The 17,449-nt window shown below is 68.1% G+C and carries 11 protein-coding genes and 2 pseudogenes; 5 read left to right on the forward strand and 8 right to left on the reverse strand.

Annotated features, from left to right (window positions below):
- Positions 1 to 570: 570 nt before the first annotated feature.
- A pseudogene (locus ACWEF2_RS30700) lies at positions 571 to 1,968 on the forward strand (ATP-binding protein); the annotation flags it as partial.
- 1,680 nt (positions 1,969 to 3,648) lie between these two features.
- Here the strand turns inward: ACWEF2_RS30700 and ACWEF2_RS30705 are convergent.
- Together ACWEF2_RS30705 and ACWEF2_RS30710 are read right to left on the reverse strand one after the other, a co-directional pair.
- Positions 3,649 to 4,485, reverse strand: coding sequence for an ABC transporter permease (locus ACWEF2_RS30705; protein ID WP_453819770.1), 837 nt, complete (start codon positions 4,483 to 4,485; stop codon positions 3,649 to 3,651).
- The gene (locus tag ACWEF2_RS30710; RefSeq protein ID WP_453819771.1) at positions 4,482 to 5,507 is read right to left on the reverse strand and encodes an ATP-binding cassette domain-containing protein; all 1,026 of its coding nucleotides are present in this window, start codon (positions 5,505 to 5,507) and stop codon (positions 4,482 to 4,484) included. The genes ACWEF2_RS30705 and ACWEF2_RS30710 overlap by 4 nt, the downstream gene beginning before the upstream one ends.
- 829 nt (positions 5,508 to 6,336) lie before the next feature.
- Between ACWEF2_RS30710 and ACWEF2_RS30715 the strand changes: the two genes are divergently transcribed.
- Positions 6,337 to 6,471 (forward strand): hypothetical protein, encoded by a 135-nt coding sequence (locus ACWEF2_RS30715; protein ID WP_453819772.1) that lies wholly within the window; start codon positions 6,337 to 6,339, stop codon positions 6,469 to 6,471.
- Between the two features lie 211 nt (positions 6,472 to 6,682).
- Here the strand turns inward: ACWEF2_RS30715 and ACWEF2_RS30720 are convergent, their stop codons facing one another.
- Positions 6,683 to 7,678, reverse strand: coding sequence for an alpha/beta hydrolase (locus ACWEF2_RS30720; RefSeq protein WP_453819773.1), 996 nt, complete (start codon positions 7,676 to 7,678; stop codon positions 6,683 to 6,685).
- A gap of 76 nt (positions 7,679 to 7,754) precedes the next feature.
- Between ACWEF2_RS30720 and ACWEF2_RS30725 the strand changes: the two genes are divergently transcribed.
- Entirely contained in the window at positions 7,755 to 8,333 is a 579-nt protein-coding gene (locus ACWEF2_RS30725) for a TetR/AcrR family transcriptional regulator (RefSeq protein WP_453819774.1), read from the forward strand.
- Positions 8,334 to 8,493: 160 nt separating this feature from the next.
- Here ACWEF2_RS30725 and ACWEF2_RS30730 read toward each other — a convergent pair whose 3' ends face one another.
- The 3 genes and pseudogenes from ACWEF2_RS30730 to ACWEF2_RS30740 all read right to left on the reverse strand — a co-directional run bounded on the left by ACWEF2_RS30730 (position 8,494) and on the right by ACWEF2_RS30740 (position 9,548).
- Positions 8,494 to 8,919: a class I adenylate-forming enzyme family protein gene (locus ACWEF2_RS30730; RefSeq protein ID WP_453819779.1), complete on the reverse strand. Its 426-nt coding sequence runs from the start codon at positions 8,917 to 8,919 to the stop codon at positions 8,494 to 8,496.
- Positions 8,917 to 9,156: pseudogene (locus ACWEF2_RS30735) on the reverse strand (AMP-binding protein); the annotation flags it as partial. The gene ACWEF2_RS30730 and the pseudogene ACWEF2_RS30735, both read right to left, overlap by 3 nt.
- Before the next feature lie 56 nt (positions 9,157 to 9,212).
- Positions 9,213 to 9,548 carry a hypothetical protein gene (locus tag ACWEF2_RS30740; RefSeq protein ID WP_453819780.1) on the reverse strand — a complete coding sequence of 112 codons (336 nt, stop codon included), beginning with the start codon at positions 9,546 to 9,548 and terminating at the stop codon, positions 9,213 to 9,215.
- A gap of 119 nt (positions 9,549 to 9,667) precedes the next feature.
- Here ACWEF2_RS30740 and ACWEF2_RS30745 point away from each other — a divergent pair, with 119 nt between their 5' ends.
- Positions 9,668 to 11,125 (forward strand): MDR family MFS transporter, encoded by a 1,458-nt coding sequence (locus ACWEF2_RS30745; protein WP_453819775.1) that lies wholly within the window; start codon positions 9,668 to 9,670, stop codon positions 11,123 to 11,125.
- Positions 11,126 to 11,255: 130 nt separating this feature from the next.
- Here the strand turns inward: ACWEF2_RS30745 and ACWEF2_RS30750 are convergent, their stop codons facing one another.
- Both ACWEF2_RS30750 and ACWEF2_RS30755 read right to left on the reverse strand, forming a co-directional pair.
- Entirely contained in the window at positions 11,256 to 12,095 is an 840-nt protein-coding gene (locus ACWEF2_RS30750) for an SMP-30/gluconolactonase/LRE family protein (RefSeq protein ID WP_453819776.1), read from the reverse strand.
- A 510-nt stretch (positions 12,096 to 12,605) separates the two neighbouring features.
- On the reverse strand, positions 12,606 to 13,826 hold the full coding sequence (locus tag ACWEF2_RS30755; RefSeq protein ID WP_453819777.1) for an exonuclease domain-containing protein: 1,221 nt from the start codon (positions 13,824 to 13,826) through the stop codon (positions 12,606 to 12,608).
- Positions 13,827 to 15,082: 1,256 nt separating this feature from the next.
- Between ACWEF2_RS30755 and ACWEF2_RS30760 the strand changes: the two genes are divergently transcribed.
- Positions 15,083 to 17,449 (forward strand): collagenase (locus ACWEF2_RS30760; protein WP_453819778.1); only part of this gene is annotated, 2,367 nt, incomplete at its 3' end.

Raw genomic sequence — 17,449 nt, forward strand, 5'->3', positions numbered from 1 at the left:
GATTCTTGGACGGACGCTCCACGCCCGCCCCGCATACCCTGCAGATCACCGAACAGCCGATACTGATCACCATCCAGCCGGGCCGCTGACACCCCGGCACGCACCAGCGATCACCGTTCCACAAGTGGTCGAAATCAACGGAAGACCCCGACGACCCCGATTACTGCCTGCTGTTCCAAAGCCACCCCGGACCACACAGCTTCGAGTAACCCGCTCCAAGGCCCGTGGCAATCCCCTGAAATCGTGGAGACTTTTCTATGCGGCGATAGGCTGCCACAGCCTCGCCCCGGTGCCCGCTCCGACGGCTGCGATTCGCTGTTCGTAGATGATCGGTGGTAGCCCGTTGGTGCTGCTCCAGGGTGACGCGCAGGCGCTGGTCTTGCCCGTAGACCTCATCCCCTCGTCAGCCTCGATCCACTCCTCAAGGTCCCCATGTAGTCACGCTCTTCAACGGTGACTCGTCCGTAAGCTGGAGATGTGTCTCCCGCACTGGTCCTGCTCGACGGCGTCCGCTGGCAGGGTGTGCGCGTGATCGGCGATCGCGCGCACACCCTGCTGGCCGTGCTCGCCATGTACGGGCGTGCGGGGGTCGGTGACGAGCGCCTGATCGAGGAGTTGTGGCCCGACGAGACTCCGGCCAACCCGACGAAGGCGCTGCAGGTGGTCGTCTCGCGGACCAGGGCGGCGACCTGTGCCGACGTCGTGGTGCGGATTCCGCGTGGTTACCGGCTCGGGCTGCCCGCCGGCCAGGTGGACGCGCTGCTGCTCGGCGCGCTGGTGGAGCAGGCGCGGACCGCACTGGGCGAGGACGACATGGCGCTCGCGCGTCGCCGCGCCGAAGAGGCCATGGGTCTCGTGGCCGGCGGCTTGGACGGCGCCGCGGGTCCCCTCGCTTTGGACGGCGCCACGGGCCCACTCGCGGAGCTGAGGGGCGTCGCGGCGGGGCGGGTGGCCGAGGCGCGACGGGTGGCGGCGATCGCGCGGGGCCGGAGCGGTGCTCACAAGGACGCGCTGCCGCTGCTGGAGGAGGCCGCGGCCGATCGGCCGCACGACGAGGAACTGCTCGCCTGTCTGCTGCACAGCGAGGCCGCCGTACGAGGTCCCGCCGCCGCTCTGGAACGCTACGAGCGGTATCGCGCGGGCGTGGTCGCGCGGCTCGGCAGCGAACCGGGGCCTGAGCTTGCCCGCGTGTACGCCGGACTCCTCGTCGCCGATCGGCCGGTGCGTGAGGGCATCCTGTTCGACGGTTCCTCGCTGCTCGGCCGCGACGGCGACATCCGTGCGGTGCACGCCCTGTCGCAGACGAACCGGGTGGTCTCCATCATCGGCCCTGGTGGGCTGGGCAAGACGCGGCTGGCTCATGTCGTCGGCAGGAACGCCGCGCAGCCCGTCGCCCACTTCGTCGAGCTCGTCGGCGTCTCCTCGCCGGAGGGCGTGGTGGGCGAGGTGGGCTCGGCGCTTGGGGTTCGGGACTCGGTCAGCGGGCGTCGTGCCCTGACCACCGAGCGGCGCTCCAACGTTCGCGCCCGGATCGCCCAGCATCTCGACCAGACTCCGGCGCTGCTGATCCTGGACAACTGCGAGCACGTGATCGAGGCCGTCGCCGACCTGGTGGCGTTCCTGACCGTGACGACCCGCGACCTGCGGGTGCTCATCACCTCGCGCGCCCCCTTGTCGATCCCCGCCGAACGCGTCTACCCGCTCGGCGAGCTGCCCACGGGCGACGCGGTCGAGTTGTTCCGCCAGCGCGCCACAGCCGCCCGCCCGGGTGTGCGGATCGACGAGGGAGTGGTCGGGGAGGTCGTCGCCCGCCTCGACGGGCTGCCGCTCGCGATCGAACTGGCCGCGGCCAAGGTACGGGTGATGTCGGTGGAGGAGATCGCGCGGCGCCTGGCGGACCGGTTCGCCCTGCTGCGCGGCGGGAACCGTACGGCCCCCGACCGGCACCAGACGCTGCTCGCGGTCATCGACTGGTCGTGGAATCTGCTGGACGAGCCGGAACGGCGGGCGTTGCGGTGGTTGTCGCTGTTCGGCGACGGTTTCACGCTGGCCGCGGCCGAGCACGTCCTCGGCCCGGACGCCCTGCGCGTCGTGGACGCGCTGACCGAGCAGTCGATGCTGAGCGTCCGCGAGACAACGTACGGCCTCCGCTACCGGATGCTGGAGACCGTCAGGGAGTTCGGGCGGATGCGGCTGAAGGAGGCCGGCGAGGAGGCGCCCGCCCGGGGGGCGCAGCGGGCCTGGGCGACGGCGTACGCCCTCGAACACGCCTGCGAGCTGTTCAGCCCGGCGCAGTTCGCGGCGGTCGACGCGTTGCGTGCCGAGGAGAGCAACCTCGCCGATCTGCTCCGGCAGGCTCTCGGCGAGTCCGATCCCGTCACGACGGTCCAGTTGCTGGCCGGCGTCGGCGCGCTGTGGTCGATCCGTGGCGACCACTCCCGGATCCTCGTTCACCAGGGCGCGATCACCCAAGTGATCACCGGCTGGATGCCGCCGCCGTACCTCGTCGAGGCGACCAGGGCCGCCATGATGATCACGCTCATGAACCTCGTGATCATCACCGACCACCGTAGCGATCCGCTGCGCGACCTCCTCCGTACGCTGCCCACCGGTGACATGACGGATCCCCGGGTGGCGGCGATGGCCACGGTGCTGCTCGCGGCCGATGGCGCCGACGTACGCCGGCGGCTGGCGGAGCTGTGCCGGAGCACCGACCGTGACGTGGCCTTGGCGGCGACGCAGATGAGCGTCCACGTCTTGGAGAACGCGGGAGACATGACCGGGGCGATCGAGGCCGCCGAGCGGACCCTGACGATGCTTCGCGAGGACGAGGGTCCGTGGTTCGCCGCGACCATGCACGCCGTGCTGGCCCACCTGGTCATGAAGCTCGGTGACCGCCGGCGGGCGGTCGGACACGCGCGAACCGCCATCCCGGTGCTGAGCCGGGTCGGCGCCACCGACGACGAGACGCAGCTCCGCGCGGTGCTGCTGATCTCCGCGCTCGCCGACGGCGATCTCGACACCGCCGAGGCCGAACTCGCCGAGATCACCCGGATCAACGACAACGAGGCGGTGCTCGGCGGGGTGGCGATCGTCTCGTTGTGCGCGGCCGAGCTCGCCCTCGCCCGCGGCGAGACGGCCGCCGCGCTCGCGGAATACCGTCTGGCCGTCCAGCGGGCGCGCGACCTGAGCCTGACGGGAGTGCCGCACGCGGAGTTCACGCCGTGGACGATCGTCGCGATATCGGTCACCCTGACGGCGTACGCGTACCACGCCCCGCCGGAAGACGTCCGGTACGGCGAGGAGTTGTTCTTCACCGTCCGGGACTACGACCTGCTGACCGTGGAAAACCCGGTCTTCGACTACCCGCTGTGCGGCTCGATGCTCTTCGCGCTCGGCGCCTGGGGGCTGCTGCGGAGAGCCATGGCCCCCCGCGACGCGATCGGACTGCTGGTGCTGGCCGAGCGGTTCGCGTACAACAGCGGCATGCCCAGCATGACCTTCGAGCGGATCGAACCGTACGCGGAGCAGGCCGCGCCCGGGGTGATCGCCGCCGTGCGGGTCGAGTACCGCGATCGACGCGGCTCCGACCTGCTCGACGAGGCGCGGAGTCTCGTCGAGCAGGTCTCCGGCCGGGCCGGGCGCAGGTCACATGTGCCGCTTGTAGCTGCGCACCGACAGCGGCGCGAAGATCGCGATGACGATCAGGCACGCCAGGAGCGTCCAGGCCACCTCTCCGCTGACGAGGGCGCTGTTGGCGAGGTCGCGGGCGGCCGTGACCAGGTGTGAGACCGGGTTGATCCGTACGAACGCGGCCAGCCAGCCGGGCAGGGTCTCGACGGGGACGAACGCGTTCGACAGGAACGTCAGCGGGAACAAGATCATCATTGAGATGCCCTGTACGGCCTGGGCGCTCCGGGCGATCGTGCCGACCCAGGTGAAGACCCACGCCAGCGACCAGCCCGTGAAGATCGCCAGCAGGATCGCGGCGAACACGCCGCCTAATCCGCCGCCCGGGCGGTAGCCCATCACCAGACCCATGGCGAAGGTCAGAGTGGCCGCGATCGTGTAGCGCAGCAGGTCGGCCACCATCGGGCCGGCGAGCGGTGCGATCCGGGAGATCGGCAACGACTTGAACCGGTCGAAGACGCCCTTCTCCAAGTCCTCTCGGAGCTGCGTGCCCGTGGCCATGCACGTCGTCAGCACGGTCTGGGCGAGGATGCCGGGGATCATCAGGGGCAGGTAGCTCTCCACGTCGCCGGCGATGGCGCCGCCGAAGATGAAGGCGAACATCGCGGTGAACAGGATCGGCTGCAGCGCCACGTCGAAGAACTGCTCCGGGTTGCGGCGCATCTTCTTGAGAGCCCGCCACGCCATCATCAGGGTCTGGCCGACGGTCTCCCTCATGGAGACGCGCCGCCGGGCGGCCGCTACACGGTCGGCGGTACGGACCACCTCGCGGGCGGGTGCGATCATGGTGCTCATCGATTCTCCTCCGCGCCGGTCTCGTCGTTCCCATCCGTTTCGTGGCCGGTGAGGGCGAGGAACACCTCGTCCAGGCTGGGCTTGGCCACGCTCACCGAGGAAATCGACACCCCGGCGGCGCGCAGCGCGATCAGTACGTCCGCGGCCTGGTCGGCCTGGTCGAGGGCGACGTTGAGGCGGCCCTGCTCCGGGCTGAGGGTCGGGTCGGAGCCGAGGACGCGCCGCACGACCTCCACGGCGGTGGGCACCTCGCCCGGCTCGGCGAGCAGCAGGTGGAGGGCGGAGTCGCCGACCGCGGTCTTCAACGCGTCGGGGGTGCCCTCGGCGACTTTGCGGCCGTGGTCGATGACAGCGACGCGATCGGCGAGCTGGTCGGCCTCGTCCAAATATTGTGTGGTCAGCAGCACTGTGCAGCCGTCGGCGACCAGACCGCGGATGGTGTCCCACATCTGACCGCGCGTGCGCGGATCGAGACCGGTGGTCGGCTCGTCGAGGAAGATCAGCGGTGGCCTGGTGATCAGGCTGGCCGCCAGGTCGAGACGCCGGCGCATGCCGCCGGAGAACTGCGCGATCGGTTTGTCGGCGGCTTCCTCCAAGTCGAACTGGCCCAGCAATTCCGTGGCGATGCGCCGGGCGCGCGGCGCGGCGATGCCCTGCAGGCGACTGAAGAGCCAGAGGTTCTCGCGGGCGGTCAGGTTCTCGTCGACCGACGCGTACTGTCCGGTGACGCCGACCAGCTGCCGGATCACGTGCGGGTTGTCGGCCACGTCGACCCCGAAGATCTCGGCACGGCCCGCGTCGATCTTCAACAGGGTGGCCAGCATCCGTAGCATGGTGGTCTTGCCGGCGCCGTTCGGGCCGAGGACGCCGAAGATCTCACCCGGGCGTACGTCCAGGTCGATCCCGTTGACGGCACGGTGCTCACCGAACGTCTTCACAAGCCCTTCCGCACGTACGGCCAGATCGGTGCCCCCGTCGGGGGCCGGGCCGCCCCCGATACGTCCGAGTTCTGTGATGCTCATGGCTTTACTCTCGGCGGCGCCGGTTTCACGGCGCCCTCGACCGGGTTTCACCGGTTGCCGGGAGCTCCGCGGATTCGTCCCTCCACCAGCCGGGCGAAGCAAGCCAGTTCACCTGGGGTGATCGGAGCCTTGGAGGCCGTCGGCATATCGGACGGGCGGCTGGGGTGGAACAGGACATTGCCCGTGAGACCCCGCGTACAAGTTGGCTGGGCGACACTGGGCGTTGCCACCACTCCGCGACCGAGTTTGGGTAGCGTCACCGCGAAGGCGATGTCGGCAGGCTGATCTGATCAAGGGTTTGCCAGGCGTCCGCTCTCGATGAGGTGCCCGAAGGAGAGTGAGGCGGTACCAGGCCCCGTGAGTGTCAACGTGACTACACGCCGGTAGACCATCGCGAACGTCCATGGACGGCGCACAGCCTGTTGGCCAGCTATTACGCGGCTCGAAGAGGCGATCAACGTCGCCTGCAAGGGCGCTCAACGCCGCGAGGACCGCCGAGCGGCAACACAGACGTGTCGTCTCGGGACGGCTGTCGGCTCGACCGGCATTGCTAATGCCATCGCTAACAACGTCCCTGGACACTGGCGTACACACCTGGAAGCCGATCAAGTCGGAGAAGTCGCTGAGCAGGTGTCTGTGACAGTGGCAGGCACCAGTAGACGATCTTTCGAGGTTGATGGAGAGCGAAGAGCGATGAACACCGTTGACCTTGCCGAGACGCGGGAGCGGTCCGCGCGATCAGCCGGGGTACACCACTGCCTCCACTCAACCCGGGGCACACCAGTCCGGCCGCCGGCCGGGCTGCGCGAATCACGTCGTCGAGGTCGGCATGCGGTACCGCGAGCGCGATGTTGTCCGTGACCGACGCGCGCAGCAGGCGAACGTCCTGGAAGACGAAGGAGACCGTCCGGTAGAGCTTCCGGCTGCCGAGCTCGCGCAGATCGACACCGCCGACGACGACTGAACCATGGGTCGGCGGATTCGGCGTCCGGTGGTGGGGACTGCTCCCTCGCCTGGGCGAGGTCGGTGATGGTCATCTCCTCTCGTCTTATCGCGGCCAGGTCCGTGGTCGAGCCGATGGTCGTATGCCCGGGGCCCGCCGACTGTGTCGGCGGCCCCCGGACGTCGTCCATGGAGGCACTGGTGTGGAGCGGAGACCGGCAGGCCGGAACCCGTCACCCGGCGAGGGTCCCCCGGAGGAACTCGACGATCTCCGCCCGCGCGGCCTTCGCCTGCGGTACCACGCCCGGCATGCTGAGAAACGCGTGCGTCGCTCCGGGGTGTTCGGTGAGCCGCGTGGGCGTCCCGGCCGCCCGCAGTCGTTCGGCGTAACGGCGGCCGTGATCGGCCACCGGATCAATGGTCGGCACCACCACGAGCGCCGGCGCCAGCCCGCTCAGATCGTCGGCGTACAGCGGCGACACCGCACGAGGGTCCGTTCCCGGCGGAACGGCGAGCCGCTGGAACAGCCGCATCTGCTTCACGGTGAGGGTCGGGCTGTTGGCGTGCCGGCTGATCGAGGCGTGGTCGAACCCCGTCGAGGTCAGGTCGACAGCGGGGTTGACCAGCACCTGCGCCCGCAGGGGCGGGCCGGACTCTCTCGCCCGGATCGCGGCCAGGGCGGTGACCATCGCGCCGGTGCTCTCACCGAAGACGGCGGTCCGTGCCGGGTCGACTCCCCACTGCTCGGCGTGCCGCACCACGTGCCCGAGTACGTCCCAGCCGTCGTCCACGGCCGCCGACAGCGGAGTCTCCGGATCGAGGAGGCGGTGCTCGACCGAGACCACGACCGCGGGCAGCCGCGCGGCGAGATGGCTGTTCACCCAGTCGCTCTGCACCGCCGTGCCCACGAACCCGCCTCCGTGCACGTGGAGCACGAGCGGCAGGCCGGCCCGGGCGGCGTGTTCGCCGCCGCGCCCGGGTGAGGGCCGGTACACCCGGACTCGGAGCCCCCGGCCGGGCAGCGCCACCTCCCGCCACCGGATCGTGGCGCGGCGGTCCGGAAACCCGCTGATCAGCCGCGCCAGACGGGACGCCCGCTTGCGGTTCACCGCGTCGCGCAAGGCGACCAGTTCCTCAGCCGTCATCGCCAACCAGTCCGGCTCCCTCCCCAGGGCGCGCAGCAACCGGACGCCCAGTGGCGGCCTCTCCGTATCGGTGACCTCGCTCATGTCTCCTCCTCGGCCCAACAGTTTCGCTACTAAAGGTATCGATACCAACAGTAGCGCAGCAGGCTATCGTGTGAGCATGACCAAAGCGACCACATCCGCCAGACCCCCCGGTCGCCCACGCTCCGGCGTCAACGCCGTGGTCTTCGCCGCGACGCTGAGCGCGGTCCACGAACTCGGCTACGCGCGCGCCACCGTCGACCGCATCGCCGCCGTGGCCGGAATCGCCAAGTCGACGATCTACCGTCGCTGGCCGTCGAAGGGCGCGCTTATCGTGGACTGCCTACTTGACGCGTTCGGCCCGGCGCCGCTGGAGGGCACCACTCGGTCCGAGCTCATGTCCTCGGCCATCCACTGGATCGCGGCGAAGATCGGAGAGCCCGGAGTGGGCGACGCTTTCGCAGGCGTGTTCAGTGACGCCGTCAGCGACCCGGCCCTGCGCGAGGTCCTGTCCGCACGGTTGCAAGACCCCTACCGGCTCGCACTCCAGGAAGCACTCGGCGAGCCCGAGAACCGGGTCCTGTTCTTCGTCGACGTCGTCGTCGGAACCCTGCTCCACCGCATGGGCATGACCGGCGAGCCGATGGTCGACGCCGACGTCGCCGCGCTGGTCGAGATGGTTCTGCTGTACTTCGCCGACGGTGCCGGTCCGGCCTAGACCTTGCCGTCGAACCGGCGATCGGCTCCGACGGCGACGAGGCGGCCAGAGCCGGAGCACCACGACTCCGGGGATTCGCCGCCGACCCGCCGATTCACGTCGTCGCCGTACGCTCGCGGCTTCCACTCGACTCGATCGGCGGCCTGCTCTACCCGGCCCGTCAGGTCTCCATACGGCGCAGGGCTTTTTTGAGGATCTTGCCGTATTCGTTCTTCGGGAGAGAATCCAGGAAGTGGTACGCCTTGGGGCGCTTGAAACGCGCCAAGTGGGCGAGACAGTGCCTGTCCAGTGCTGCTCCGTCCACCGATGCCCCTGATCCGGGGACGACGAACGCGACAACGCGTTCCCCCCACTCCGGATCCGGCCGGCCGATCACGCTCACCTCGGCGACGCCCGGATGCGCCTGAAGCACCTCCTCCACCTCGCGGGGATAGACGTTGCTGCCTCCCGTGATGATGACGTCCTTCGAGCGGTCCAGCAGCGTGAGGTAGCCGTCGGCGTCCAGGACACCGATGTCCCCCGTGCGTAGCCAGCCCTCCCGCAAGACCTCCGCCGAGGCATCCTCGTCCTTCCAGTATCCGGACATGACCACACCGCCCTTGACGAACACCTCGCCGGGGGTGTCGGCCGACGCCTCGCGCCCGTCGTCCGTGCGGATGCGCACCGAGACGGACGAGAACGGCTTGCCGACGCTCCCCAGGAGCCGCTCCCCACCGGCCTCCGCGCTCCGGGCGTGGTCCTTCTTCGACAGCGTCGAGATGGTCATCGGGGCCTCTCCCTGCCCGTAGATCTGGGCGAGGCACCCGCCCAGCGTCTCCATCGCGTGTCGTAGATCGTCGACCCGTCGGTCGCCGTCCGCCCCGAAACCGACGCCGAAACCTAGGTCGTCGGCTCCCGGTCGGGTTCGATCACCTCGGCGGGCCGACGCGCCAGGTAGGAGGCAAGGGTGGGGTGCTTGGTCGGCACCGGCCCCTTGCTCGCCATCTCGTGGAGCTTGAGCCACTTCTCGGGAGTCTCCTCACGGGTCTTGCCGTAGGCCCGCTTGCGGGACTTCTTGCCTTCCGGCGTGGTGGCCCAGCTCTCAGGACGCGGGGTGCGCGAGGTGTCCGCCCAGGTCGTGGAGCGGTGCGGGTGCTCCTTCGCATGATCTGGAGATCGTCTACCGCCAGTGAAAACCGGGTGACATTTCGCATCACTTTCCGGAATGTTGGGCACGGTCGACCAGTTTTGTCGGTGGTGCAGGTCAGTCTTTGCATGGCCACAACTTCTTGTGAGACCCAGGGCTGGGACGCCAGCCGTGAACACGTCATGTCCGACAACCCGATCGAGGTACCGTGCCCAGCCCACAGCTCGACTCACCCGCCAAATCCGCGACCGTCGTCTCGGGTCGCCCCCCGGCCGTGATCCGGCTGCTGGTGCTCGCCACATTCGTGGTCATCCTCAACGAGACGATCATGATCAACGCGATCCCGCGGCTGATGGGCGCGCTGCACATCACCGAGCAGACCGCGCAGTGGCTCTCGACCGCCTTCATGCTGACCATGGCCGCCGTCATCCCGATCACCGGGTGGTTCCTGCAGCGGGTGTCCACCCGCCAGGCGTACGCCACCGCGATGGGTCTGTTCCTGCTCGGCACGGCGTTGGCCATCGTCGCGCCGTCGTTCGAGGTGCTGCTGGGCGCCCGCATCATCCAGGCGTCCGGGACGGCCGTGATGATGCCGTTGCTGATGACCACGCTGATGCAGGTGGTGCCCGAGGCGGACCGGGGCCGGGTGATGGGCAACGTCACCCTGGCCATCTCGGTCGCGCCCGCGATGGGCCCGGCGGTCTCGGGGGTGATCCTCCAATTCGGGTCCTGGCGGCTGCTGTTCGCCGTGGTGCTCCCCATCGCCGCCGTGATCACATGGGGTGGCCTGAAGCAGCTCAAGAACGTCGGAGAGCCCCGGTTCAGCACCATCGACTGGTTGAGCGTGGTGACCGCCGCCGCAGGCTTCGGCGGCCTGGTCTACGGGCTCAGCCGGTTCGAGGGCGGTGACGTCCGCGTTGCCGCCGCAACCGTGGCGGCCGGCCTGGTCGCCATCGCCGTCTTCGTCGTCCGCCAGCTGTCGTTGCAGAAGCACGGCGTGCCGCTGATGGACCTGCGTACCCTGCGCCACCGCACCTACACGATCGCGCTGATCCTGATGTCGGTGTCCTTCATGGCGATGCTCGGCTCGATGATCTTGCTGCCGCTGTACCTGCAGAACGTCCGCGGGCTCAGCGCCCTGCAGACCGGACTCCTCGTCATGCCGGGCGGCCTCGCGATGGGGCTGCTCGGTCCGACCGTCGGCCGCCTGTTCGACCGGTTCGGCGGCCGGGTTCTGGTCATCCCCGGCGCGATCGGGATCATGCTCGCGCTCGTCGGCTTCACCCAGGTCACGATGACCATGCCGTTCTGGCAGCTCCTCGGTCTGCACGCGCTGCTGATGGTGAGTCTGGCCGCGACCTTCACTCCGGTGTTCACCCTCGGGCTCGGAGCAGTCCCGCCGCCGCTCTACTCCCACGCCAGCTCGATCCTGAGCACGCTACAGCAGGTCTCCGCGGCCATCGGCACCGCGCTCGTGGTCACCGTGATGAGCGCGCGAGCCGATGCCCTGAGATCCGAGGGGGTTACGGAGGCGCTCGCCAACCTCGACGGCATGCGGCTGGCCTTCATCATCGGCGCGGCGATGTCCGTGGCCGTGGTCATCACCGCCCTGCTCCTACCGGGGCGAGCGGGCAGCGTCGGCGAGTTCGAGGAGCAGGGCCGATGAAACCGGCGTGACGGCGGTGAGGTGAGCCGCCGTAGTCTCTCCTGCCGGGCGGGCTGTGCCCGCCCGGCAGCCAGCGGATCACGGTGAGATCACGTGGTGGCCCCAACGATTTCCGGGGTGTCGCCGAAATCTATGGCCAGCCGGCGCCGGGTACCGTGACCTGGGTTGAGAGCACTCGTCCGGTTCCGGGGGGAACCATCTCGGGCATGCGCCACTCGGCCGCCACGATGAACAACGTCTTCCCGTCCTGGCCGCCGAGTACGCAGGCGAAGCATCCCCGGTCGACGGCGACCGTCTGAAGGACCTCACCGCCCTCCCGGACGCGAACACAGTGCCTGTTGCCGACGTCGGCGTACCAGACGGCGCCCTCGGCGTCGATGCAGATGCCGTCGGGGTGGTCCTCGCCGGTGTCGGCCCAGACCCGACGGTTCGACAGGCCGCCGTCGGCCTCGATGTCGAAGGCCGTGAGCCTGTTGCCGTACGAGTCGGCGACGATCAGCGTCGAGTTGTCCTGCGTCACGGCCATGCCGTTGGGAAAGGCGATGTCGTCGGCCACCTCACGCGCCGAGCCGTCGGGGCCGACGTGCACGACATATCCGGGGGCGAACGCCCCACCGCCGAGCATGTCGAAGCCGATGCGATTGATGTAGATGTTGCCTCGGCCGTCGATGACGATGTCGTTCCAGCCGCGTCCGAGGCTGTTCAGATCGGCAAGGGTCACCAGCGAGCCGTCGGGTTCCAAGCGCTTCAGGAGCCCCCGCCTGGAGTCGACGATCACCAGCCGCCCATCCGCCTGCCACGCCGTACAGAGCGGAAACGACTCCACCCGGGCCACCACTTCGTGTTTACCGTCCAGGTCGAGCGCGATCACCTCGTGCGCCGTCCAGTCGGAGAAATACAGACGGCCGTCGTGCCAGCGTGGTGACTCGACCAGCCCGAGGCCGGTGAGCCAGGTATGCGGTTCCGACATCGAAGACACCCTTCGCAACATCGAGTCCGGTGCAAATCAGCGGGCAGGGGCTCCGCCTTCACGGGGAGGTTACGCGGGGGCTCCGACAGTCTCCGGGCATCGCCGAGGTTGATCGGGGGTGCGGCTCCAGGCCGTAGTCGTGCGGGCGGTTCGAGTAAGGAGCGGCGCAGGTCCTGGTGGCTGTCGGCCCAGACCTTGGTGATCGTGGGGTGACCGGTGGCGGCCCGGGTGAGCAGGGCAGGCCGGCGGCGCCGTCGGACACGTACTTAGAAAAGTCCGATCATCCCAGTTCAGAGGCATTTTTCTCATGTAAGCGACCAGGCGCGCTGAAATTCACCGTGAAAGCCCGGGACCAAACCGGGGCGACTCCACTCCTGGCGACGCCGGGTTCGTGTTTCAGGAAGAGTGGACCTGTTGACGCCGGGCCTGCCGTTGAAGGCGACACCGGGCGTATCGGCCATGCGCGGATATCAGAGCTCCGTGCACCGGTTTCCTTCGTCCCACCCGTAGTCATCCGAGCATCCGGGCGAATGCTTCAGGCATAACGATAGGGATGCCGTAATCTCGCGCCTTACGCGCTTTACCGGATAAACTGTCCGGATCGGCGGCGACGACCAACCGTACCTTCTTGGTGACATTGCCATGGGGAACGAAGCCCGCCTCGCGGGCGCGCTCTTCCCAGCTCTCTCGCCCCCCGTCCATGTCTCCGGTGAAGACGATCAGATCACCGGGTACGAGGGAGAAGTGGAATCGTGGGACCGTGGACGCGGGACTCTCCGCCATTAGGACGTCCACAGTGGCTGAAGGGATACGTAAGAGTGCGGTGACGAGTTCGAGTTCGTGCCGCTCGGCCGGGGTGACAATCCCGTCGGCCAGAGCGGCCGAGACGAGGCCGGCGACGTAGTCGCGGTGCAGGCGATCGACATCGCCGCGCGAAAGCCCGAGTTGTCGAGTGAGATCCACCAGCGCGTCGGCTTCGGCCGCGGAGATGTGATGATCCAAGAGAACCTGGTCGAGCAGTGCGAGGTAGCTGTCGGCGTGAAGCGGTTCAGGCGCGCGGGGAAGACGGTCCACCAGGCGGGCCAGGAAGTGAGTGTCGCGTTCAGCCGCGACGCCGCGTCTCACCCAGGCGACGTCGGTCTTCTCGATCATCGGCCAGGCGAGTTCCGCAGCCAGATCCAGAGACGCTCGCCACGGAACCTGGGAGTGCGCGGAGGTCAGGTAGTAGCTGAGAAGTCCCGCAGCGGCACGCGCGTCAGCGAGGGCGTGGTGGTGGTCATCCAGACGAATGCCCGCCGCTGCGCAGCAGCCGGCGAGATTGCGCGGCGCACCGGGGAGGAATCGGGCCGCTTCGACCATCGTGCAGACGCCGATTCCGTCGATGCTTGGAACGGGTGTGCCCAGTCGCGCGTATTCGTGTTCGAGAAATGCCCAGTCGAATCGCAGGTTGTGCGCCACAAGGGCGCGCCCTTGAAACATGTCCGTGAGAACGCCGGATATGTCTCCGAAGGATGGGGCGTGTCGAATGTCGGCGGTGTTGATTCCGTGAATGCGCTGCGGTCCGAGGTCACGCTCCGGATTCACGAGGGTGCTCCATTCGCCCGTGATCCGGCCTCCGTCATCGAGGTGAACGACGCCGATCTCGATGACCCGGTCGTGCCACGACGGTTGCAGGCCCGTGGTCTCAAGGTCGATCACGGCGTATCCGAGCGCCTCGTGCCTGATGCTCACATGGCCTCCTGTAACGGTCCTACCAGGAGGTTCACATTTCAGGGCCGACCAGGACGGGTGAATTTCAGGTATGTGATCCTCTTGTGACAGAAGGCTCGTCCGACGCGTTCCCTCGAATGAAGGCCATGAGAAGGTAAATTCGACCGAATCACGGACACTGGGCCGATTTGCTTCCTGTGATTTAGGAATGACGCGACCCGTTGCCGCCCCGTCCTCGGTGAATTTCAGGTGGCAGAGACGACCTGACGCAGCAGTCGGGGATCCATCGCCGAGGTGACCCCTCTCGACGTCGACGCCATCATCGCCCACTCCGACAGAGACCAAGCGGTCCCGACCTGGCTCACCTCAGGAGCAGTGGGCCACATCCAGGTCGGCCGGCCCTCAGGAGGTCTCCACCCAGTCGACGATGCCGCTGATTCACAGGCCGTCGCCGTCTTCGGGGAAAAGCACGTTGCCGGGGTGGAAGTCCCGGTGCGGGAGGCATACGCGTGGCGCCCCGGTTCTGACCATCGAAATCTCCTCCGATCAGATCCCCGTCCCTGTTCCCGGTCGCGTGGGCAGCGTACCGATGGCCTGTGCCGGCCGACCGTGGACCACGGCGGCCGGCGTCGCCCGGTCCCGGTTGGGAGCGTCCGATGGCGCCGGGCGCCGCCGTGGCGCGTGATCGGGAGTGGCCCGCCCCGGGTGAGCGGACGCGGTGGCGAGGGGACGGCTCCGCGGTGGTTCGGAGAGGGGGACGGCGTTGACGGGTGCGCCCGGGACGGAAAGGTAAGATTTTCGTTTGGAGCCGCGCCCCGGCCCCGTACGCCACGCGTCTGATCAGCGCGTATGCCGCGTCCTTCAGGGACACCTAACTGTCACGGTCCAAAAGTCGTTGACCGGTGCCGATGCTGTGGATTCATGCGCCCGACGTGACCGGCCGCTCCCGAGGCATCCAACGGACGATCCATCTGTAACAGGATGGACGAGGAAAACTTGGGCCTTGTAGGACCGGGACAAGGTGTGCAATTTTACATTTCACCTAACCGGTACGGATGGCAGTCGGCCGAGCTTCGCCGTCCGACTGTCCTGCTCCCACCCCCCAGGAGTAGTAAGTGACATCTAAGCCACGTCGTTCCCTCACAAGCGCTGTGCTCTTAGGCGCGGCTCTGACCCTAGGACTGATCACTCAGGCAGGTGTGGTCGCCGCCAACGCCGCGACCTCCCACTCCGGCGCCAAAACCGCAGCTGCGGCGGCCCCTCGTCCGGATCGGGAGGTGTCGGGCTCGCTGAACGCGCCCTCCCCGCACACGAGCCGGGAGCGGCTCGCGGTCAAGGATCGACCGCCGCTGCCGTCCTCGGACCAGGAACTCAAACGCGATTATGACGTTCCAGCCGCCGATCCCGCCAGGAAGTCCACGAAGTCCGCGAAGTCGGGCCAGGCCAGCGCGAAGGCGGCCGCCGCGGCGTGTACGGTCAGCAACTTCACCTCCAACACCGGATGGGCGCTGGTCGACGCCATCAAGGCCTCCACCCCCGAGTGCATCAACAGCCTGTTCGGTCTGACCGGAAGCGACGCCACCTACGCGTTCCGCGAGTCGCAGATGACCTACGTGGCCTACGGCCTGCGCGACAACGGCGGGCGCTACACCGGTGACAACAGCGACTCCACCCTGCAGCTCGTCCTCTACCTGCGGGCCGGCTACTACGTGCACTGGTACTACCCGTCCACCGTCGGCACCTACGGCACCGCCCTCCAGAGCGCGATCCGCTCTGGACTGGACGCGTTCTTCGCCAACGGCCGCTCCAGCGACGTCAACGACGCCAACGGCGAGACCCTGTCCGAGGCCGTCACCCTCATCGACAGCGCCGAGGAGAACGCCCGCTACCTCTACGTGGTGAAGCGGCTGCTCAACGGCTACAACAGCTCCTACAACCAGTACTGGTACATGCTCAACGCGGTGAACAGCGTCTACACCGTGATGTTCCGCGGTCACCAGGTGCCCGAGTTCGCCACGCTGGTCCAGAGCGACACCAGCATCATCGACACCCTTTACAGCTTCGCCAACAACAACATGGCGCTGATGGGCACCGACAACGACTTCCTCACCTCCAACGCCGGTCGTGAGATGAGCCGCTTCCTGCAGTACGCCAGCCTCAAGAGCAAGGTCCGCCCGCTGAGCAAGGCCCTGCTGGACCGTAGCAGCCTCACCGGCACCACCGCCCGGCTCTGGGTGGGCGTCGCCGAGATGACCGACTACTACGACAAGGCCAACTGCTCCTACTTCGGCACCTGTGACCTGCAGGCCCGGGTCAAGGCCGCGGTGCTGCCGATCAGCCACACCTGCAGCTCCACCCTGCGGATCCTGGCCCAGGACATGACCGCCGCCCAGCTCAGCACGAGCTGCACCAGCCTGGCCAACCAGGACGCCTACTTCCACAACATCGTCAGGGACAACGGGCCTGTCGCCAACGACAACAACACCTCCCTTGAGGTGATCGTCTTCAACTCCAGCTCCGACTACGGCACCTACGCCGGCGTCATGTACGGCATCGACACCAACAACGGCGGCATGTACCTGGAGGGCGACCCCAGCGCGGCCGGTAACCAGCCGAGGTTCATCGCCTACGAGGCCGAGTGGCTCCGCCCGACCTTCGCGATCTGGAACCTGAACCACGAGTACACGCACTACCTCGACGGCCGGTTCAACATGTTCGGCGACTTCACCGCCAACATCACGACCCCGACCATCTGGTGGATCGAGGGCTTCGCCGAGTACGTCTCCTACTCCTACCGCCAGGAGGTCTACGACATCGCGATCACCGAGGCGGCCAAGAAGACCTACACCCTGCGTCAGCTGTTCGACACCACCTACAACGACGACACCACCCGCATCTACCGCTGGGGCTACCTGGCCGTGCGGTACATGCTGGAGAAGCACCCCTCCGACGTGTCCACCTTCCTGGGTTACTACCGGTCCGGTAACTGGAACGCGGCCCGCACCTTCCTGACCGGCCTGAACTACAACACCGACTGGAACACCTGGCTGACCGCCTGCGCGACCGGCGCCTGCGCCGGGAGCGGCGGCACCAACCAGGCGCCCACCGCGGCCTTCACCTCCAGCGTCAGCGGCGCCACGGTGACCTTCACCGACGGCTCCACCGACTCCGACGGCACCATCGCCTCCCGCGCCTGGGACTTCGGCGACGGCACCACCTCCACCGCCACCAACCCCTCCAAGACCTACACCGCCTCCGGCACCTACACCGTCAGACTGACCGTCACCGACAACAAGGGCGCCACCGGCACCGTCTCCAAGTCCGTCACCGTCTCCACCGGCGGCGGCACCAACCAGGCCCCCACCGCGGCCTTCACCTCCAGCGTCAGCGGCGCCACGGTGACCTTCACCGACGGCTCCACCGACTCCGACGGCACCATCGCCTCCCGCGCCTGGGACTTCGGCGACGGCACCACCTCCACCGCCACCAACCCCTCCAAGACCTACACCGCCTCCGGCACCTACACCGTCAAGCTGACCGTCACCGACAACAAGGGCGCCACCGGCACCGTCTCCAAGTCCGTCACCGTCTCCACCGGCGGCGGCACCCTGCCGACCTGCACCGGCTCCGACGTCCGCACGCTG

The sequence above is a fragment of the Streptosporangium sp. NPDC004631 genome (assembly GCF_053601935.1).

Excerpts from the sequence above, each read along its gene's own strand:
- ACWEF2_RS30705 (WP_453819770.1), bottom strand. The coding sequence starts at position 4,485 with ATGAGCACCATGATCGCACCCGCCCGCGAGGTGGTCCGTACCGCCGAC.
- ACWEF2_RS30710 (WP_453819771.1), bottom strand. The coding sequence starts at position 5,507 with ATGAGCATCACAGAACTCGGACGTATCGGGGGCGGCCCGGCCCCCGAC.
- ACWEF2_RS30715 (WP_453819772.1), top strand. The coding sequence starts at position 6,337 with ATGCGGTACCGCGAGCGCGATGTTGTCCGTGACCGACGCGCGCAGCAG.
- ACWEF2_RS30720 (WP_453819773.1), bottom strand. The coding sequence starts at position 7,678 with ATGAGCGAGGTCACCGATACGGAGAGGCCGCCACTGGGCGTCCGGTTG.
- ACWEF2_RS30725 (WP_453819774.1), top strand. The coding sequence starts at position 7,755 with ATGACCAAAGCGACCACATCCGCCAGACCCCCCGGTCGCCCACGCTCC.
- ACWEF2_RS30730 (WP_453819779.1), bottom strand. The coding sequence starts at position 8,919 with ATGTCCGGATACTGGAAGGACGAGGATGCCTCGGCGGAGGTCTTGCGG.
- ACWEF2_RS30750 (WP_453819776.1), bottom strand. The coding sequence starts at position 12,095 with ATGTCGGAACCGCATACCTGGCTCACCGGCCTCGGGCTGGTCGAGTCA.